Raw genomic sequence first — 17,795 nt, 5'->3', positions numbered from 1 at the left:
TTTATTTATTTCTCTTCCGCCTCGTATCTGAGCACCGGGTGTCTCGCCGCTTTTGTTTCATCCATTCGTTTTACAATCGTTGTATGCGGCGCCTCCTGAACAAGCTCCGGATTCTCCTCCGCTTCTTTTGCGATTTGAATCATAGCATCAATAAACGCATCCAGTGTTTCCTTTGATTCTGTCTCTGTCGGCTCAATCATGATGCATTCTTCAACATTAAGCGGAAAATAAATTGTCGGCGGATGATAGCCGAAATCAAGCAGCCGTTTTGCAATATCAAGCGTACGCACTCCCAGATTTTTCTGCCGCTTCCCTGACAATACAAATTCATGCTTGCAATGGCGGTCAAACGGAAGATCGTAATAAGGCGCGAGCTTTCTCATCATATAGTTGGCGTTTAACACTGCGTTCTCAGTAACAGCTTGTAACCCGTCAGGCCCCATGGAACGGATGTACGTATACGCTCTGACATTAATGCCAAAGTTGCCGTAATACGGCTTCACGCGGCCGATCGCATGAGGGCGGTCATAATCAAACGTAAAGCGCCCTTCTTTTTTGACTAAAACGGGTTTTGGCAAATACGGAATCAGATCTTGTTTTACGCCGACAGGGCCTGAGCCGGGGCCTCCGCCGCCATGAGGGCCTGTGAATGTTTTATGCAGGTTGAGGTGCACCACGTCAAATCCCATATCCCCAGGTCTCGCTTTGCTTAAAACGGCATTTAAATTAGCGCCGTCATAGTACAATTTCCCTCCCGCTTCGTGAACAATCTCCGCCATCTCTGTAATCTGTTCCTCAAACAAGCCGAGCGTGTTCGGATTCGTCAGCATAAGAGCTGCAGTTTCTTCATTCACTGCTCTTTTTAAATCCTCTAAATCAACAAGTCCATTTTCATTCGATTTCACCGTAACGGTTTCAAAGCCTGCTACTGTCGCTGATGCAGGATTCGTCCCGTGCGCGGAATCAGGGACAATGACCTTCGTCCGCTTGAAATCCCCGCGCGCTTCATGATAGGCGCGGATCATCATCAGCCCCGTCCATTCACCGTGCGCTCCGGCAGCAGGCTGAAGCGTTACTTCATCCATTCCCGTTATTTCTTCAAGGTGCTTGCTTAAATCATATAAAAGCTCTAACGCGCCTTGTACCGTGCTTTCATCCTGAAGGGGGTGAATCGCAGCAAAACCGGGAATACGCGCGATTTTCTCATTGATTTTCGGATTATATTTCATCGTGCAAGAACCGAGCGGGTAAAAGCCGGAATCCACCCCGTGATTGCGTTTGGAGAGCGCCGTATAATGGCGCATGATATCCAGCTCTGAAACCTCCGGCAGCGCTACGTCTTCGTCACGAATATAGGTGTCTGACAAGAGGCCCTCCAATTCGATTTCCGGTACATCGAGCTCCGGCAGACTGTAGCCGATACGGCCTTCTCTGGAAAGCTCAAAAATAAGTGCCTGATCCTGATTACTCATGGCGATCCCCCAATTCCTGAATGAGTGCGTCAATTTCTTCTTTTGTTCTCAGCTCCGTTACAGCAACCAGCATATGACAGTTTAGCTCCGGGTACGTCAGCCCAAGATCATATCCGCCAATCATTCCTTTTGCCAGCAAACGCTGGTTCACAGCTCTCACTGGTTCCTTCAGTTTGATGACAAATTCATTAAACATCGATCCGTCAAACATAACGGTAAGGCCTGCTTTTTTTGCTTCTTGCTTTGCATAGTTGGCTTTTAAGAGATTTTGGCGGGCTATTTCTTTTACACCGTTTTTTCCAAGAGCAGTCATGGCCACTGATGCCGCCAGCGCATTTAACGCTTGGTTCGAGCAAATATTTGATGTTGCTTTATCCCGGCGAATATGCTGCTCCCTGGCTTGCAATGTAAGCACAAAGCCTCTTTTCCCGTTTTCGTCTTCCGTTTGCCCGACGAGGCGGCCCGGCACCTTTCTCATCAATTTTTTCGTAACGGCAAAAAAGCCGCAGTGCGGGCCGCCGTATGCTGAAGGAATGCCGAAAGGCTGCGCATCACCGACGACGATATCAGAGTGAAACTTGCCAGGTGGCGTGAGGAGGCCCAGCGCAAGCGGGTTGGCTGATACAATAAACATGGATTTCCCTTGATGAGCGATAGGCTCAATATCCTGTAACGGCTCAATCCGGCCAAAAAAATTCGGGTATTGAACGATCACTGCGGCTGTGTCCTCGCAAACGGTTTGGCGCAAAGCATCAAGATCTGTAACGCCATCTGCAGCGGGTACTTCAACAACTTCGATATACTGACCTTTTGCGTACGTTTTCAGCACTTCCCGTGATTCAGGATGCACGGTTTTTGACACAACGATTTTTTTCTTTTTCGTGTGGCCTGAAGCAAGCATTGCTGCTTCTGCCAAAGCTGTACCGCCATCATACATAGAGGAGTTGGCGATATCCATTCCCGTCAGCTCACAGATCATCGTTTGGAATTCAAAAATCGCCTGAAGCTCTCCTTGTGAAATCTCTGGCTGATAAGGCGTATATGCGGTATAAAACTCAGAGCGCGAAATGACATGATCCACAATGACAGGCTGATAGTGGTCATATACACCCGCTCCCAAAAAAGAAGCATATTGTACGGTATCACGATTTTTAGAGGCCAGCTTTGTCAGTTCTCTTGTTAATTCCGTTTCTGATTTCGCTTTTTTGATTTGATACTCTTTTTTATATTTGACGTTCTCCGGTATATCAGCAAATAAATCATCGACGCTGCTTACGCCGATCGCGGCAAGCATTTCCTGTTTATCCTTTTCTGTTGCGGGCAAATAACGGTGCTTCATGTGTTGACTCCTCTCTCCAAGAAAAATATTAGCGTTTATAAAATGGTGTTTTGACAACCTTTGCTTTCACTAATTTTTTGCGAATCTCTACATCTACAACAGTCCCGATATTACTCGCTTCCGAAGCAATTAAGGCAAGGCCGACGTTTTTCCCTAATGTGGGTGACTGCGTGCCGGTTGTCACCTTTCCTACGGATTTGCCATTATGAAAAACTTCATATCCGTGCCGCGGTATCCCTTTGTCAATCATTTCGAGACCGACAAGTTTACGCTTCGCTCCGTTTTCTTTTTGTTCACTCAATACTGATTTCCCGAAAAAGTCAGACTCCTTTTTGTGCTTTACGGCAAAGCCTATACCTGCTTCAATCGGTGTAATATCCCGGGTCAGCTCCTGACCATACAGCGGGAGCTTCGCTTCAAATCGAAGCGTATCACGTGCACCGAGACCACATGGAATCAGTCCATATGCATCCCCTGCATCAATGATTTTTTTCCAAATATGAACAGCATCATCACTGCGGCAGTAAATTTCATACCCGTCTTCACCCGTATAGCCAGTTCGGGAAATAAGTGCTTTGCAGCCGCTAATATCGGCTTCATCCATAAACGCAAACGGCTTTAAGGCAGACACATCTGCAGCTGTCAGATTTTTTAAGATTGCTTCTGCTTTCGGCCCCTGTACAGCCAAGAGCGCGATTTGATCTGACTGATTGTCAATCTGCACATCACCTGCTGCATGTTCTTTCATCCAAGCCAAGTCTTTATCTATATTAGAAGCATTAATGACAAGCAGATAGCGGTTTTCTCCTTTTTGATAGATAAGCAAATCATCGACGGTTCCGCCATCCGGATAACACATCGCCGTATATTGAGCACGTCCCGGTGTTAACACAGAAACATCATTTGTCACCAGCCTTTGCAAAAAAGACAGACTGTCGTTTCCTGATACTTCGATTTCTCCCATATGGGATACATCAAACAAACCGGCTGCAGTTCGGACAGCCTCGTGTTCTTTTTTTATAGAAGAAAATTGGACAGGCAGCTCCCAGCCACCGAAATCAATCGTTTTTCCTCCATATTCATTATACAGGTCAAATAACGGCGTTCTTTTCAGCATCTAATTCCTCCCCTTTTTCAACGGCGCAGCTAAAAAACATACAAAAAAGGACAGAGAAACACCTCATGTAAAATGAAGGTTCTCTGTCCTGGCACCTGAAAGTTTACTTTGCATACGCAAAGACGTCCCCTTTGGTGGTTTGCGCATCCGCGCAAACACTCTCCAGAGTTGCGTCGAGCAAGAGTTCTTTTGCCTGAGAGATTCACTCAGCAGTTTGCTCCTTCGGCGCCTGTATCCCGAGGTTTTCGGTCAGGTCTCTCCCCTTGCTGTCATTCGCTCATATTTTCATGCTGTTGTGGACATACTATAGCAATATCTTACATCAAATACATACTCATATCCTACCATCATCACTATATGCTGGGCAACAGCAATTTGGGCAGATTTTTCTTATATTGTTCATCTTAAGAATCGAAGAATAAGAAAGGCGGTTTCAAAGCAATGAATGCAGAAATGATCTACGATGCAAAATGGCCTGAAGAATTTGCTGAAAGGCTGAAAAATGATGGCCCTTGGGCAAACTGGGAACTGTACAAACTCTCTGCAGAAATCCAGAAAACATTAGCAATTCCAGAGTTTGAAGGCTTACGGGCTCCTTTATACCTGCCTTCCTTTACGCCGCTCCCACACCAGCTTGAGGTGGCGCAAAAAGTGGTTGAAAAAATGAACGGGAAAGCGATTTTAGCAGATGAGGTCGGTCTCGGAAAAACGGTTGAAGCCGGTTTAATTTTAAAAGAGTATATGATTCGCGGGTTAGCAAAAAAAATTTTGATCCTTGTGCCCGCTTCCCTTGTGTCACAGTGGGTCAAAGAGCTTCAGGAAAAATTTTTGATTCCGGCTGTTGAACAAAAGAAAAGTTATGTGTGGGAACAATGCGATATTGTCGTCTCATCAATCGATACCGCGAAACGCTCGCCCCATCGCGAAATCGTTCTGTCTATCCCATATGACCTTGTCATTATTGATGAGGCACACAAACTGAAAAATAGCAAAACGAAGAACTATGAATTTGTCCGGAATCTCGTAAAAAAATATTGCCTGCTTCTTACCGCGACGCCAATTCAGAACCGTATTGAAGAGATTTTCAATTTGGTGTCCTTACTAAAACCGGGCCATTTAGGCAGCCAGAATCACTTTCAGGAGGAGTTCGCCAACAAGAAAACCAGTTTAGAAGCGCATGAACATTTAAAAGATCTTGTGAATAAAGTCATGATCCGTAATAGGCGGCATGATACCGGGCTGAATTGGAAACAGCGCCATGTTGAAACAGTGCCGATTGAATTTTCTCCTTCAGAGCAGGCCCTTTATGATGAAATTTCCCGCTTGAAGGAAAGTATCAATAAGCCGGCCAGCATGTTCTCAATTATGACCTTGCAAAGAGAATGCTGTTCGAGCAGAGAAGCGGTATATATGACGCTGAAAAAAATGCTTGATCAAAAAGAGAAACAAGCACCTGCCATTGATGAGCATACGATTTCAGTTTTAATAGAGCGCATCAATCAAGTGACACAAAATTCTAAAGCGCTTCAAGTCGTTGATTTAATCAAAAAGATTGACGATAAGGTCATCATTTTTACAGAATACCGGGCAACCCAGATTTATTTGCAGTGGTTTCTTCAACAAAACGGGATCAGTTCTGTGCCGTTTAGAGGCGGATTTAAACGCGGGAAAAAAGACTGGATGAAGGACCTTTTCCGCGGAAAGATTCAAGTTCTTATTGCAACTGAAGCAGGCGGTGAGGGGATTAACCTTCAATTTTGCAATCACATGATCAACTATGACTTGCCATGGAACCCGATGCGACTTGAGCAAAGAATCGGAAGAATTCACAGGCTCGGGCAGGAGCGTGACGTGCACATTTATAACATGGCAACAAAACATACGGTGGAAGAGCATATTCTAAAGCTTTTATATGAAAAAATTCATTTGTTTGAAAAAGTGGTTGGCGAACTTGATGATATTTTAACGAAAATTCAAGTGAACAATTTTGAAGAACACCTTCATGACATTTTGTATCACTCAGCAACAGAAGAAGAAATGAAAATAAAAATGGATAACTTAACCTCATTTTTGTCTTATAAAAAACAGCAGCCTGCTGAAAAAAGAGGATCTTAGCCTGTAAGGAGGTTTTAGTAGTGAGACAGCGAGAGGTTCACGATTTTCTGCTGCGTTTTTTTCAAGCAAACAGCTGCCAAATCGTCGATCAAGGCTTAGGCTATATGACAGTACAGCTTACAGTTGAAATGGACAAACAGATCATGAACCGCCCTTTCTATTGGCATTGGCGTGAGAAGACAGGCGGTGATCCGAATCCAATGAAAATCACCTTTATTACAGATAAAGAAAATGCGCCAAAAGACCTTGATGGCGAATTTATATATTTTGGGGCCCCGCGCCTTTTTCAAATATTTAAAGCTGTTAAACAAAATGGGAGATTTACCAGAATGTATGAGAAAATTGAATCAGCCGGAGCCAAAGTCCCACTTCAGCCTTGGCTTGGTATAAATGTCACGATTTCATACCAGTCCGACATGAAAAAGGATAAGCTATTGTCACTAGGTCTTCACCTAGTCTCTGGAACGATTATTGAAGATTTTCAAAGCAAGCTGACCCAGCTTTCACTGACTTCTCAAATATGTGACTATTGCTTTACTATTTCACCTATGATCAAACCAGAAAGCGGGCTTAAACGTATGGAAAACTATATTTCCAAATCCGCTATGCAGGAGCCGTACGACTGGGCGGAACAGGCGGTTAACAGGTGGAGAAATGATATGACATTGCTTGATAAGTTTTACGAGCATATAGAAGAAAAACCAGAAGAATACCATCTAGAAAAACAGGCGCTGAAAACGTTGTATCAACCAAAGATTTCAGTTGAAATTGAAAATGGCGGATTGTTTTATCTGCAAAATAATATTTCAAGCTAACTTTTTTACCATTCGACACCGTTCTCGTTTTTTTTAAGAAAATGCGATTATAATAAAAGTATATTGGAAAAAAATTCTGGTAATTGTAATGGCAAATGACTTCCAGAGACTAATGAAGCATAAAATGAGTCATGGCCGGACTGGCTGAAATACATAAACAAGTATTTTAGGAGGAGAAACTGCATGAAAAATGCAAAACAAGAGCACTTTGAATTGGATCAAGAATGGGTTGAATTAATGGTGGAAGCCAAAGAGGCAAATATCAGCCCGGAAGAAATACGAAAATATTTACTTTTAAACAAAAAGTCTGCTCATCCTGGTCCGGCAGCCAGAAGTCATACCGTAAATCCTTTCTGAATGTGCTATAATATCACAAGGAAGGTGATGACATTGATTGGCCAGCGTATTAAACAATACCGTAAAGAAAAAGGCTACTCACTATCAGAACTAGCTGAAAAAGCTGGGGTAGCGAAGTCTTATTTAAGCTCAATAGAACGAAATCTACAAACGAACCCCTCCATTCAATTTCTCGAAAAAGTCTCCGCTGTTCTGGACGTCTCGGTTCATACTTTGCTCGATGAGAAACATGAAACCGAATACGATGGTCAATTAGATAGTGAATGGGAGAAATTGGTTCGCGATGCAATGACATCCGGGGTATCGAAAAAACAATTTCGTGAATTTTTAGATTATCAAAAATGGAGAAAATCCCAAAAAGAGGAGTAGTGCCTGAGCAGAGGCACTAACTCCTCTTTTGTCAATAAACATCGAGACGGCCCAGTATATTGTATACTGGGCCGCCTCTTTTTATTGCTGTTTTAATTTTTATCCTCGCTGTGCGCTTTTTCATTTTCTTTCACGTAACCGTCTTTATCAGTATGGTCCTTTTTGATTGTCAGGCCGTTCCACTGTGTAGCTTCGAACGAGAATTGAAGCTTAATGGAGTTGCCTTGGTATTTATTTTGAACCATAAGCCCGTTTTCATCTTTTGTTTTATCATCTTTGAATTGGATTTCCATTTGAACCTGATCGAAATCAGTTGGTGTTTTTGGAACACCATCATATTCAGGAGCGGTTTTACCGTCAATTGTTGCTACATTGACTTTACCGCTTGCATGTAAGAATTTAGGGTCAATTTGTTTTTTAATTTTTTCAGCAGCCGCTACATCATTTTTAGCAGACATCAAATACAAGTCTTTAAGGTTCGCATCATCTAAAATAATGTTTTTCGGGTAACCATTGCCGCCCTCTTTTCCAACTGTCAATAATGTCACTTCAAACTGGCTGAGAAAATCTTCCGGAGAAGTATTGTTGCCGCCGTTTGCTTTAAAATCTCCATAATTAAGTGCCATTAAAACTTCTTTGATCGCAAGTGAGCCGTTATTTTCAAATTGGAAATCCTTTGTCAACTTATCTCCCGGCTTTAGATTTGATAAGTTCACACTCGCTGAATTCTCTTTGGCAGATAAATCAAGCGTACCTGATGCAAAAGTAGCATCCTTTGATTTAATATCGTTAAATGCTGCCCATGTTCCTCCTCCAACTAAAGCTAATCCTAATGCCGCAGAAGCAACTCCTAAACTCAATTTCTTTTTCATACCCATGGCTAACTCCCCTTTTATTGAATATTTTTATATCGAAACCTGTTGCCAGGTTTACAACTGAGGTTAAGTGGACATGGTGCTGTCCTTTGTATCTGTTTCCAAGGCTTTTGTCTTTCTTTCAATTTCTCTGATGGCGCTGGTGATCGTCACAAAAGCGTACACTAGCAGCATCACGCCGGGAACAATTAATAAAATTGCCGTTCCAATCGGCTGGCTGGCAAAATGAAGCATATAGCCGGCATATGGAAGCTGAAAACCTGTGTATTGCGCGCGAACATTTTCGTCGGATACAGGCGCTGAATCGGCTGCAGCATTATTATCACCTTTTGTTTTAAATAACAAATGGTCTTCTTGCTTAGTGATGCCAACAATTCTGTGAGTAACCGCCGTATTTGCATCCTGCATAAATGTAATAACATCACCTTTTTGGAGCTCTTTCACATCAGTGATTTCTTTGACCAATATTAAGGAACCTGTATTGAACTCCGGCTCCATCGAACCTGACAGAACTGATTTCAACGTGTACCCAAACACTGCCGGCTCTCCCCCGGATGAACGTGTTGAAATCACGACAAGTGTCAGCACTATAATAAGAGTAAAGATGATCACATAAAGAATATTACTGATCAGCTTCATTGCTTTTTTCATCCTCTTCCCCGCTTTCCTTCTGATCTGTTTGAGTTTCATTTTCTTTTATTACAGCTTCTTGAGATGTTTCTTCTTTAATTGTTTTTTTCTGTATATCCTTTTGTGTTGTTTCCTTGTTGACGTGCGACTTCGTTTCTTTTTTAGGAACTGTCGATTTTTCATCGCATTTTGCAAGCGTCATAGGCTCCGACCACTCAAATGTACTGCCGTCTGCCGGGTAGCCGGCCGGTTTATATACTTTAAATGCATAAATGCCGGGTTTCATTTTTTTCTTCGTCTCAATTTTATAAAGTGAATCGCCAATTTGATTGGAGACAAACCCTTTTTCGATCACATTCCCATTCTTTAACGGTTTGCGGGCATTTTCCAGCTTATGAAGCTCCCACTTCCACTTTGATTTCTTAAGTTTCTCACCTGTATTTTTGAGCTCAGCAAATAAGGTAATAGGTGAGCATACAGTCCCTTTCGTATTTGTTTGATCTGATATGTGCAAATCACTTTGATCCCAGCGTTTATCATAATGGCAGTTTTTATCTGTATGCTGAAAGTCTTTACACGTTTGAAGTGAGACATCCAACGTTTCAATATCATGAAAAGCAGCGCTTGTATCATCGGAAAATTGTAAGCATATTGCGGCAGTCAGACTGAAAATGACTGAAAGCTGAAAAATAAGCAGCACTTTCAGTTTTGTCTTCGCCTTTTGCTGATTGCGAAACAATCGAAACATATCTTACCTCCTGTAAAACACTGTAACTTGATATGATAATCGTTCTCTTTAAAGAACTACACAAATAGAGTATAATCAACGATTTATAGATTTAAAAACATCAAAATCGACCATTTTGTTCGTTTAAAAGAATGATTTCGCCATATTACAAAGTCTCGCTCCATATTGCTCATGTTTTCAATTTTTTAGAAATTTTTGGGATTGTTATGTGAGAAATTAAATGCATATCCCGCTCTAATTTGGTAATAATAAACAAAGAAAGGGTGACAGCATGATGATCAAACAATGTGTGATTTGTCTATCTCTTCTCGTCTTCGGCACCGCTGCCGCTCACGCAGAAGACGCACCGCTCGTAACCGCCCGCCACATGTCCAAATGGGAAGAAATCGCTGTAAAAGAAGCCAAAAAAAGATACCCGCTCGCACAGGTACTGTTCAAACAAAAAGTATGGGACCGCAAAAGAAAAGATGAAGCAGTAAAGCAATACCATTTAACTTTGAGGGAAGGGTCAAAAGAATTCGGTGTTTTTGTGACGATTTCATTTGATCCTTATAGCCAAAAGGTCAATAAAATTGCCATTTTAGAAGAATATCAATAAGGTCCTCCATTTTTGAAGGACCTTATTCGTTAATTTGCGGTTATTTTTTCCGCTTGAGCCAAAGACGGAAGCCATAGGGTAAAATACCGAACCACTGCTGGGAAGCGGGCGTTTTTGTTTCTTTCCGCACCTCTTTTCGTTCTTTACGCTCATCTCTCGGAGTATCTATATATTTGACAAATTGCTGCGTCATATATTTCACATAATCATTCGTTTTCACGTGATCACCTCATCATTCAATTATTATGAAGTGTTATCTCATATGACTTTTTTTATACCCTTTCGACTGCTTTATTCTGTCCAGCTCAGCATTTTTTTCTTTTTTTGATCAAACACGATCAGTGCAGTTCTTTCTGTTCCCGACTCCGTTAACACTTTTAAGTTGATTTCTTTTTGCTCTTTTATCGATGTATCGCGAATGTAATAAGAAACCTGTCCATATGGAAATTGCTGCGTACCCTTCTGGCCTTTCTGTTGCTCAAGAACATGCCGAATTGAAAGAAGCGCACCATTCTGAAGCAAATTCTCTCCTGTGTATAACTCTTTCGTTTCCTTCTCAAACATGCAGCGTGAAATATATTGAGCAGCAGTAAAGTTCACGATTAACAGCACAAGTGCTGACACAAAAAGAACAGCTGGATAAATAAACCCTCTCGTACGGTACATTCACCCTCCTCCTAAATACGAATAAACCGGAAAAGAAGTTTGATACACTTTTTTCTCACTCTCAATTTTCAGCAAAACAATACCATTTTCAATATCAGCTTTCATAGCTGTAATATGATCTAAAATGGGAACATGCCCTTTGCCATCCACTCTTTTTCTTACCATAGAATGATAAACTTCAAAACGGATGTCTTGCCCGGAAAGGTTGGTGCAAATTAAAACGCTCCCATGCTCGACTGTCTTAACTGCCTGTGACTCCTTGCATTCATTCATCATCTGTTCTATCGAAATCATCCATTCTTGCTGTGTAAAACCGTCATGATCCTGCTGTCGAGATAAAAACAAATGGAAAATCGTCGCTAACGATCCTGATATGAGCAAAAAGACAGAGAGAGAAAATAATACGTTAAGAAGCGTGTAGCCATTCTGTCTGCAGAATGCTGAGGCAAAATGATTTTTCTTTATAAGCTGCCGCTGAGATGCATACGTTTTGATATTCGCCCTCCTCCTCCCACGTCATAGCATAAGTATGGTTGTTCATCGTTTTTGACGCGGCTCCTTCACCAGTCATGACATATTTGCTAATGCTCTCATTCATCATCTGATAACCGATTTCTCGTGATTCAGCCATATTTTCATCAGCTATCAGCTTGTTCCACAAGGGGACAACTGTCAGCAGCACAAACAGCCATAGGCTTAGCGCAGACATTGTTTCTATTGTAGAAAAACCTTTACTTCCTATCCACATTGACTTTCCCGCTCCCTAAATAAACTGTTATGTCATAAGTCGCATAGCCTTTTACTTGTATTTTTCCGCCTGCATTCGGGTGCCCTTTCTCATTAAACTCCAAACGGTCTTTTAATGTCAGCGGTTTTATAAAAAGTCCCGTTGTATAAGGACGTTTAATTACCGTATCACCCATGACTAATTGATATTCTTTTTTGTGAAAGAGAATTTTTGTTCTTTGTTGACTGGAAATCGCAGTCTGCTGTGCGAGCATCATATCTTTTTTCAGCTGCCATGCTGCTTGTCGGACAGCTGTATTCTCATAAGCAGGAGGAAGTGTGGTGAAGACAGCAATTAGGAGGATAGAGGCTATACTTAACACAAGCAAACTTTCTAAAAGGGTAAACCCCTCCTCCTCGTTTAATTTAATGTTCAACCTTAACTTCTCCGCCAGTGATGATAATGCGCTTCCCATTTGGACAAACAGCATCCTTTTTCACATAGCCCTCTGACTGCAAATCGGCAAGGCTCGGAGTTTGTCCTTCATGATCAAGCTCAAAAGCAGTCATTTGAGCTTTAACCATGTTTTGTAAGCCTTCACAGCCCTTTTTTTGAATGGTTTGATTATGTTTTGTCACGTTCGGTATTGTAATTAAAAGCAATATCGAAATAATGAAGAGCACGATCAACATTTCAACAAGTGTAAATCCTTTTTCATTCATCAGCCTCTTCCTTTCACATTTGATTCATCATCTGATACATAGGCAAAAGCATAGATAAATACACAATTAAGATCATTGCAGCAACAAATCCATAAATTATCGGCTGAAGGATGCCTGTCCATTTTTGCGCCTTGTGCTCCAGCCGCTGCAATATGAACTGGCTGTATGTGAAAAGTTCACGATCTAGACGGCCGCTCAGCTGGCCATGGGATATGACTTTTGAAAAATCAGTTTCAAAAAAGGGGCTCCCACAAATAGCCGCTTCAATTGATTCACCGGCTTTTAGCCGTTCAATCACGTGTTCTGCCTCGCAACGGTAGAAAGGGAGAAACGTTTGATGTTTAAATGCATGAAGGCTGTCATAAATGGAGAGGCCTGATTTTAAAAGGCTGCTTAGCTGCAAAGAAAAAAAGTAGCTGTTAAACAGCCTGACAAGCTTTCCGACAAAAGGAATCCTGACACAAATAAGCATTTTCCTAGCAGGTGATTTTTTCTTAAACACAAACCAATAATAAATCCCGATACCAGCTGAAAAAAGAATCAGCAAAATGATCACAAGATCAATATGCTGAAAAAAAGCAAAAAGCATATCGGTTGAACGTGAGGTTTCCATATTCATCGATTGATAGATACCGGAAAATTGAGGAATGATGATGGACTGTAACATATAAAACATGACAGCAACGGTGAAGATGAGGAAAAGCGGATAGCGCAGCACCCTTTTCAGCTGGTCTGCCTGTGCAATTTTTCGTTCAAGCAGCTCTCCGCTCTGGATCATGGAGGCAGGCAGTTCACCATGTGTTTCAGCAAAATAACAAATACCTACAGCTTCCTTATGAAATGACAAACGCTTTAAGACTTGATAAAACGGAGTCCCTTCCCTCAAACGAGTGACCGTGTCAGTCAAGTCAGCTGACTGCCTCTTATTCATCTGAAGTTCCATCAGGCGCAATCCATCCAGAAGTGTATATCCGCTTGCCGTCATTTCTCCGAGCCGCTTTAATAACCGGGCCTGATCCTTTAACGGCCAGGTTTTTCTAATCTTTTTCATGATAAACCCACCGGTCATAGTTGTTTGTCGTTAAATAGCCGAGCGCAATTCCTTTTCTGATAATTTGACGAAGTGTTTGATATTGGTAATTTGCATGATTTCCTTTTGCCTCCTGGATACATTGCTGAAGGTTTTTCCCATAAAGAAGCTCATAAACGCTAGCTCTTCTGGTATTTCGTGACTGACGGCAATATACTGATGAACATCCGTTTTCACAAAATGGACAAGCCAAATCAACCAAGCGCTGAGCCGCTATTGCAATGACGGTCTGTTCAATTTCATTCATATTGATACCGAATTCAAGCAGCCTGTAAATTGCGCCCTTTGCATCTCTCGTATGAAGGCTCGTCAGTACCAGATGTCCCGTCATCGCTGCCCGCACCGCAATTTCAGCTGTTTCCGCATCTCTGATCTCACCTAAAATAATCATATCGGGGTCATGGCGCAAAATTGCCTTCAGACCTGCGGAATAAGTTACACCGGCTTTTTCATTCACCTGAACCTGAAGAACGTCTTCGTCCCTAGTTTCAACAGGGTCCTCTAATGTAACAATATTTCGATTAAAGTGTTTTTTTGCGTATTGAACGAGAGAGTATAATGTGGTAGTCTTCCCTGAACCAGTCGGCCCGGTAAAAATGAGCATGCCATGGGAGTGTTTTAAAAATGAGAGTAATGTGGCTCCTGTCTTTGGAAATAACGACAGTTTATCAATCGAAGGGATATTGTATTGAGGCATCACTCTGATCACGAGGCTTTCTTCATTAATTGTGGGAAGCGTTGACATTCTTAAATGAACATTTCCCTCTTTCAGCTTTAACGTAAGCGAACCGTTTTGCGGCTTTCGCCTTTCCCCTATGTCCATTGCAGAAAGAAATTTAAAATGTGAAATCAGTCTTACGCACTCTTCTTTTTTCATGTTCCTTTTTTTTAGCAAGGCATGATCGACCCGAAAATGAATGATAGCGTCTCGCTCCCTCGGCACGATGTGAATATCAGAAGCCTTTGTTAGATATGCCTCTTCAATCAAGTTTTTGCTTATCTTTTCTATTGAATCCAATTTGATTCCCTCTCCTTTCCATGCGTATTGTAGAAAAAGAAGAGGCGGTAATCAAACAGGAAAAACGTGATTTTGTGAAGGCGTTATATACTGAAAAATCAATTCCTGCTGGCAAAAAAAAGACTTTCAGCTGGAATGTACCCCCTTTCATTATTATTTTCCCAATATAAAAAAGCAGACATGGTCACCATGCCTGCTTCATTCCATTTTCATTATGCTGTTTTAGAAATTTCACTTAATGCTTCTCCGGCTTTTTGATCAGTATCTTTCTCAACAGAAAGATCGCCTAAGGCAACGATACCGGTAATGTGCCCATTTTCAAGGATCGGTAAACGGCGGATTTGATGCTCAGCCATAAGCTGCCCCGCTTCTTCAGCAGACATATCAGGGTGGCCCGACACGATGTCAGTGCTCATGATATCACTTGCTTTTGCATCCATCTGATTTTCAGCTAAGCATCTCGGCATCTCGTCACAATATCCCGATCAGATACAATCCCCTGAAGCGTGCCATTTTCACAGATTGGAATAGAACCGACATTGGAGTCTCTCATCTTTTTCGCTAGTTCCGTGATTGAAGCGTTTGGCTCACAGCATTCTACATTCTTCGTCATGATGTCTCTTATTTTCATGTACATTCCTCCTTTACCGTGTTCTATTTATTCTTTATCCGCTGCACAAAATATGAAACATCTTATAAGGTCCGCCTTTTTCGAGATTTCCTTTTCTTCTTCCGCTCCTGAAGCATATCTCCTGTCCAGCCTTTTTTCCTCAAATATAGGTAGATCAGAACCGTAGATGTGACAATCAATAAGAGAGAAAAGAGGTATCCATATTTCCAATTCAGCTCCGGCATTACTGAAAAGTTCATTCCCCATAAGGCGCCCAGAGCTGTAATCGGCGTAAATAGCGTCGTGAAAATGGTCAATGCTTTTACAATTTCATTCCCCCTGTGTGAGGTAATGACTTCCTCTGAATGCAGCAGATTGTTCAGCTCCCCTTCAAATTCGCTGATGTATGTAAATCCTCTGTCAATTTTCTGGTGTGTCCGCTGATAATCCTTTTTCCCTTCATCTTGAGGTAAAAAGGTTTCTTTCAATGCCATTTCAATTTTTTTGGCGCTTAATATTAAATTTTTCCAAATCATCAGTTCATGGCACAGAAGATGGACACGGTTTAAAATGCTTTTGCTATTGTCATCTTTAATTTGCCATCGCAACTTTCTCAGCTTTACTTCAAATTCATCGACACCGATTAAATACGCATTCATTAGTTCACCGAGAAGAATTAAAAACCCCTCTATCGCATTGTCCGCTCTTTCCATTTGCCGGACAACTTCTTTTCCTTTAATCTCTCTCAAAATCGCAAAGTCAAAGTTGATTGTGAAAAAATATTGCCTTGTGATATAAAAGTGAAAAACAGTATGGTCTTTTTCTTCACCAAGCCCCTGATCATAAACAATCGACCCAAATACCGCTTCATTTTCCGTTTCAGTTGTATCTACTCGCAAAAAATTAACGTGATGGTTATTTTCAAACCACTTTTCACACTGAGGCCAGTGAGAAAAATGGATTAGATCTCTTGCCTTACTTCTTTCTTGAGGCCCCATTTGGTACCAAAACCAATCTTTTCCCGTATGTGCCTTCATGTCAAGCTCCTCCAAACTTTTGTTCTTTATACCTTTAATTGCCCAATAAAGGCGTCACTAAACCATTGTGCGGCTTTAACCATGTTTTGTGAGCATTTTCCGGTGGTATGGAATGAGGAAAGACATCGGAAAAGGGAGGTGCATGCCTTCCTTGGAGAAGGCAGTTGTTTTGGAATTTGTCAATTTACTAGCAGTCGCTATTCTCATTTTGTTAACAGGATTTTTTGTCGCCATAGAATTTTCAATTGTAAAAGTGCGGCGATCCAGAATTGATCAGCTTGTCGCAAAAGGAAAGAAAGGTGCTAAAGCGGCAAAGCATATCATCACTCACCTTGATGAATATTTATCAGCCTGTCAGCTGGGCATCACAGTCGCAGCTTTAGGATTGGGATGGCTTGGAGAGCCGACGGTGCAAACGCTGCTTCGGCCGCTTTTTCATAAAGCAGGCTTAAATGAATCGCTTACCCACCTACTTTCACTCATCATCGCGTTTTTAGCGGTTACGTATTTAAATGTCGTGATCGGGGAGCTGGCGCCAAAGAGTTTCGCCATTCAAAAGGCTGAGAGCATTACTTTGTTGTTCGCTAAACCGCTTATTTGGTTTTATAAGATCATGTTTCCATTCATTTGGCTGCTGAACCACTCTGCCCGATTGATTACAGGAGTGTTCGGACTGAAACCGGCATCAGAGCATGAGCTGGCATATACAGAAGAAGAGCTGCGGGTCCTATTGGCTGAAAGCTATAAAAGCGGTGAGATCAGAAAAAGTGAACTAAAGTACATGAATAATATCTTCACCTTTGATAAACGAATGGCAAAGGAAATTATGGTGCCGCGAAATGAAATGGTCAGTTTATCACTAGATGAAGGCTCCATTTCGAATCTTCAGGAAACAGTCAAGCAAACAAAATATACGCGGTATCCAGTTGTAAGAGAGGATAAAGATAACGTCATTGGCGTGATCAATATGAAAGAAGTGTTGTTTTCCATGCTGACGAAAGATTTTTCACTCAAAAAGCATCAAATTGAACCTTTCGTTCAGCCTGTTATCCATGTCATTGAGACGATTCCTATTTATAAACTACTGCTGAAAATGCAAAAGGAACGCACTCATATGGCGATCCTAATAGATGAATACGGCGGGACTTCCGGTTTGGTCACTGTCGAGGATATTATCGAAGAAATTGTAGGAGAAATCCGTGATGAATTTGATGCGGATGAAGTGCCTCATATACGCGAACTTGGAAAGGATCATTACTTGTTAAATGCAAAATTATTAATCAGCGATGTTAACAGCCTGCTTGGAACCGATTTATCAGAGGCTGAAGTAGACACCTTGGGCGGCTGGTTTTTGACACAAAACATAGATGCTGAGCCTGAAAGTACCATAGAATATGATGGCTACTCTTTTAAGGTAAAAGACATCGACAGCCATCACATTTTATTTATAGAAGTAAAAAAAGCTGAATAGCCTGAGAAAGGCTGTTCAG

The 17,795-nt window shown here is 41.7% G+C and carries 21 protein-coding genes, 1 pseudogene and 1 riboswitch; of the genes and pseudogenes, 6 read left to right on the top strand and 16 right to left on the bottom strand.

Going from position 1 to position 17,795, the window contains the following annotated elements; genetic code table 11:
• Window positions 1-5: 5 nt before the first annotated feature.
• Genes gcvPB through gcvT form a run of 3 tightly spaced genes read right to left on the bottom strand, consistent with a single transcriptional unit; the run spans window position 6 to window position 3,928 of the window.
• Window positions 6-1,472 (bottom strand): aminomethyl-transferring glycine dehydrogenase subunit GcvPB, encoded by a 1,467-nt coding sequence (gene gcvPB, locus QA442_RS09425; protein WP_095431679.1) that lies wholly within the window; start codon window positions 1,470-1,472, stop codon window positions 6-8.
• Window positions 1,465-2,811 (bottom strand): aminomethyl-transferring glycine dehydrogenase subunit GcvPA, encoded by a 1,347-nt coding sequence (gcvPA, locus tag QA442_RS09420; RefSeq protein WP_069149858.1) that lies wholly within the window; start codon window positions 2,809-2,811, stop codon window positions 1,465-1,467. The genes gcvPB and gcvPA overlap by 8 nt, the downstream gene beginning before the upstream one ends.
• 28 nt (window positions 2,812-2,839) lie before the next feature.
• Window positions 2,840-3,928, bottom strand: coding sequence for a glycine cleavage system aminomethyltransferase GcvT (gcvT, locus tag QA442_RS09415; protein WP_279474201.1), 1,089 nt, complete (start codon window positions 3,926-3,928; stop codon window positions 2,840-2,842).
• 171 nt (window positions 3,929-4,099) lie between these two features.
• A riboswitch (glycine riboswitch) is annotated at window positions 4,100-4,201 on the bottom strand.
• A gap of 168 nt (window positions 4,202-4,369) precedes the next feature.
• On the opposite strand from gcvT, the gene QA442_RS09410 reads away from it, so the two are divergent.
• The 4 genes from QA442_RS09410 (at window position 4,370) to sinR (ending at window position 7,584) form a co-directional block, all read left to right on the top strand.
• Window positions 4,370-6,043 carry a DEAD/DEAH box helicase gene (locus QA442_RS09410; RefSeq protein WP_069149860.1) on the top strand — a complete coding sequence of 558 codons (1,674 nt, stop codon included), beginning with the start codon at window positions 4,370-4,372 and terminating at the stop codon, window positions 6,041-6,043.
• Window positions 6,044-6,063: 20 nt separating this feature from the next.
• Complete coding sequence (locus tag QA442_RS09405) at window positions 6,064-6,858, top strand: YqhG family protein (protein ID WP_095431681.1); 795 nt, start codon at window positions 6,064-6,066, stop codon at window positions 6,856-6,858.
• Between the two features lie 183 nt (window positions 6,859-7,041).
• On the top strand, window positions 7,042-7,215 hold the full coding sequence (gene sinI, locus QA442_RS09400; protein ID WP_003230187.1) for an anti-repressor SinI: 174 nt from the start codon (window positions 7,042-7,044) through the stop codon (window positions 7,213-7,215).
• A 33-nt stretch (window positions 7,216-7,248) separates the two neighbouring features.
• Complete coding sequence (gene sinR, locus QA442_RS09395; RefSeq protein WP_003226345.1) at window positions 7,249-7,584, top strand: transcriptional regulator SinR; 336 nt, start codon at window positions 7,249-7,251, stop codon at window positions 7,582-7,584.
• Window positions 7,585-7,676: 92 nt separating this feature from the next.
• On the opposite strand, the gene tasA is transcribed toward sinR, so the two are convergent.
• From tasA to tapA, 3 genes are all read right to left on the bottom strand, one after another.
• Window positions 7,677-8,462 carry a biofilm matrix protein TasA gene (tasA, locus tag QA442_RS09390; protein WP_095431682.1) on the bottom strand — a complete coding sequence of 262 codons (786 nt, stop codon included), beginning with the start codon at window positions 8,460-8,462 and terminating at the stop codon, window positions 7,677-7,679.
• 63 nt (window positions 8,463-8,525) lie between these two features.
• Window positions 8,526-9,098 (bottom strand): signal peptidase I SipW, encoded by a 573-nt coding sequence (gene sipW, locus QA442_RS09385; RefSeq protein WP_014664587.1) that lies wholly within the window; start codon window positions 9,096-9,098, stop codon window positions 8,526-8,528.
• Window positions 9,082-9,837, bottom strand: coding sequence for an amyloid fiber anchoring/assembly protein TapA (gene tapA / locus QA442_RS09380; protein ID WP_095431683.1), 756 nt, complete (start codon window positions 9,835-9,837; stop codon window positions 9,082-9,084). Before tapA ends, sipW begins: the two co-directional genes overlap by 17 nt.
• A gap of 271 nt (window positions 9,838-10,108) precedes the next feature.
• Here tapA and QA442_RS09375 point away from each other — a divergent pair, with 271 nt between their 5' ends.
• Window positions 10,109-10,435 (top strand): YqzG/YhdC family protein, encoded by a 327-nt coding sequence (locus tag QA442_RS09375; protein ID WP_014664589.1) that lies wholly within the window; start codon window positions 10,109-10,111, stop codon window positions 10,433-10,435.
• 40 nt (window positions 10,436-10,475) lie between these two features.
• On the opposite strand, the gene QA442_RS09370 is transcribed toward QA442_RS09375, so the two are convergent.
• The 10 genes and pseudogenes from QA442_RS09370 to corA form a co-directional block, all read right to left on the bottom strand.
• Window positions 10,476-10,655, bottom strand: a complete 180-nt coding sequence (locus tag QA442_RS09370) for a YqzE family protein (protein ID WP_014480252.1) — start codon at window positions 10,653-10,655, stop codon at window positions 10,476-10,478.
• A 71-nt stretch (window positions 10,656-10,726) separates the two neighbouring features.
• Complete coding sequence (comGG, locus tag QA442_RS09365) at window positions 10,727-11,101, bottom strand: competence type IV pilus minor pilin ComGG (protein ID WP_040082643.1); 375 nt, start codon at window positions 11,099-11,101, stop codon at window positions 10,727-10,729.
• Complete coding sequence (locus QA442_RS09360; protein WP_095431684.1) at window positions 11,102-11,482, bottom strand: competence type IV pilus minor pilin ComGF; 381 nt, start codon at window positions 11,480-11,482, stop codon at window positions 11,102-11,104.
• A gap of 25 nt (window positions 11,483-11,507) precedes the next feature.
• Window positions 11,508-11,849, bottom strand: coding sequence for a competence type IV pilus minor pilin ComGE (gene comGE / locus QA442_RS09355; protein WP_095431685.1), 342 nt, complete (start codon window positions 11,847-11,849; stop codon window positions 11,508-11,510).
• The gene (gene comGD, locus QA442_RS09350; RefSeq protein ID WP_095431686.1) at window positions 11,833-12,264 is read right to left on the bottom strand and encodes a competence type IV pilus minor pilin ComGD; all 432 of its coding nucleotides are present in this window, start codon (window positions 12,262-12,264) and stop codon (window positions 11,833-11,835) included. Before comGD ends, comGE begins: the two co-directional genes overlap by 17 nt.
• The gene (gene comGC / locus QA442_RS09345) at window positions 12,254-12,550 is read right to left on the bottom strand and encodes a comG operon protein ComGC (RefSeq protein ID WP_003230162.1); all 297 of its coding nucleotides are present in this window, start codon (window positions 12,548-12,550) and stop codon (window positions 12,254-12,256) included. Before comGC ends, comGD begins: the two co-directional genes overlap by 11 nt.
• Before the next feature lie 13 nt (window positions 12,551-12,563).
• Window positions 12,564-13,601, bottom strand: a complete 1,038-nt coding sequence (gene comGB, locus QA442_RS09340) for a competence type IV pilus assembly protein ComGB (RefSeq protein WP_095431687.1) — start codon at window positions 13,599-13,601, stop codon at window positions 12,564-12,566.
• Window positions 13,588-14,658: a competence protein ComGA gene (gene comGA / locus QA442_RS09335; RefSeq protein WP_095431688.1), complete on the bottom strand. Its 1,071-nt coding sequence runs from the start codon at window positions 14,656-14,658 to the stop codon at window positions 13,588-13,590. The genes comGB and comGA overlap by 14 nt, the downstream gene beginning before the upstream one ends.
• A 212-nt stretch (window positions 14,659-14,870) precedes the next feature.
• Window positions 14,871-15,289: pseudogene (locus tag QA442_RS09330) on the bottom strand (CBS domain-containing protein).
• A 62-nt stretch (window positions 15,290-15,351) separates the two neighbouring features.
• Window positions 15,352-16,305 (bottom strand): magnesium transporter CorA, encoded by a 954-nt coding sequence (corA, locus tag QA442_RS09325; protein ID WP_279474190.1) that lies wholly within the window; start codon window positions 16,303-16,305, stop codon window positions 15,352-15,354.
• A 142-nt stretch (window positions 16,306-16,447) separates the two neighbouring features.
• Between corA and QA442_RS09320 the strand changes: the two genes are divergently transcribed.
• Window positions 16,448-17,776 (top strand): hemolysin family protein, encoded by a 1,329-nt coding sequence (locus QA442_RS09320; RefSeq protein ID WP_095431740.1) that lies wholly within the window; start codon window positions 16,448-16,450, stop codon window positions 17,774-17,776.
• The last annotated feature ends 19 nt before the right edge of the window (window positions 17,777-17,795 follow it).

This window comes from Bacillus stercoris (assembly GCF_029772985.1).
Lineage (GTDB): Bacteria > Bacillota > Bacilli > Bacillales > Bacillaceae > Bacillus > Bacillus stercoris.
This window is presented reverse-complemented; position numbering and strand designations above follow the sequence as displayed.

Excerpts from the sequence above, each read along its gene's own strand:
- gcvPB (WP_095431679.1), bottom strand. The coding sequence starts at position 1,472 with ATGAGTAATCAGGATCAGGCACTTATTTTTGAGCTTTCCAGAGAAGGC.
- gcvPA (WP_069149858.1), bottom strand. The coding sequence starts at position 2,811 with ATGAAGCACCGTTATTTGCCCGCAACAGAAAAGGATAAACAGGAAATG.
- gcvT (WP_279474201.1), bottom strand. The coding sequence starts at position 3,928 with ATGCTGAAAAGAACGCCGTTATTTGACCTGTATAATGAATATGGAGGA.
- QA442_RS09410 (WP_069149860.1), top strand. The coding sequence starts at position 4,370 with ATGAATGCAGAAATGATCTACGATGCAAAATGGCCTGAAGAATTTGCT.
- sinI (WP_003230187.1), top strand. The coding sequence starts at position 7,042 with ATGAAAAATGCAAAACAAGAGCACTTTGAATTGGATCAAGAATGGGTT.
- tasA (WP_095431682.1), bottom strand. The coding sequence starts at position 8,462 with ATGGGTATGAAAAAGAAATTGAGTTTAGGAGTTGCTTCTGCGGCATTA.
- sipW (WP_014664587.1), bottom strand. The coding sequence starts at position 9,098 with ATGAAGCTGATCAGTAATATTCTTTATGTGATCATCTTTACTCTTATT.
- tapA (WP_095431683.1), bottom strand. The coding sequence starts at position 9,837 with ATGTTTCGATTGTTTCGCAATCAGCAAAAGGCGAAGACAAAACTGAAA.
- QA442_RS09375 (WP_014664589.1), top strand. The coding sequence starts at position 10,109 with ATGATGATCAAACAATGTGTGATTTGTCTATCTCTTCTCGTCTTCGGC.
- comGG (WP_040082643.1), bottom strand. The coding sequence starts at position 11,101 with ATGTACCGTACGAGAGGGTTTATTTATCCAGCTGTTCTTTTTGTGTCA.
- comGE (WP_095431685.1), bottom strand. The coding sequence starts at position 11,849 with ATGTGGATAGGAAGTAAAGGTTTTTCTACAATAGAAACAATGTCTGCG.
- comGC (WP_003230162.1), bottom strand. The coding sequence starts at position 12,550 with ATGAATGAAAAAGGATTTACACTTGTTGAAATGTTGATCGTGCTCTTC.
- comGB (WP_095431687.1), bottom strand. The coding sequence starts at position 13,601 with ATGAAAAAGATTAGAAAAACCTGGCCGTTAAAGGATCAGGCCCGGTTA.
- corA (WP_279474190.1), bottom strand. The coding sequence starts at position 16,305 with ATGAAGGCACATACGGGAAAAGATTGGTTTTGGTACCAAATGGGGCCT.
- QA442_RS09320 (WP_095431740.1), top strand. The coding sequence starts at position 16,448 with ATGCCTTCCTTGGAGAAGGCAGTTGTTTTGGAATTTGTCAATTTACTA.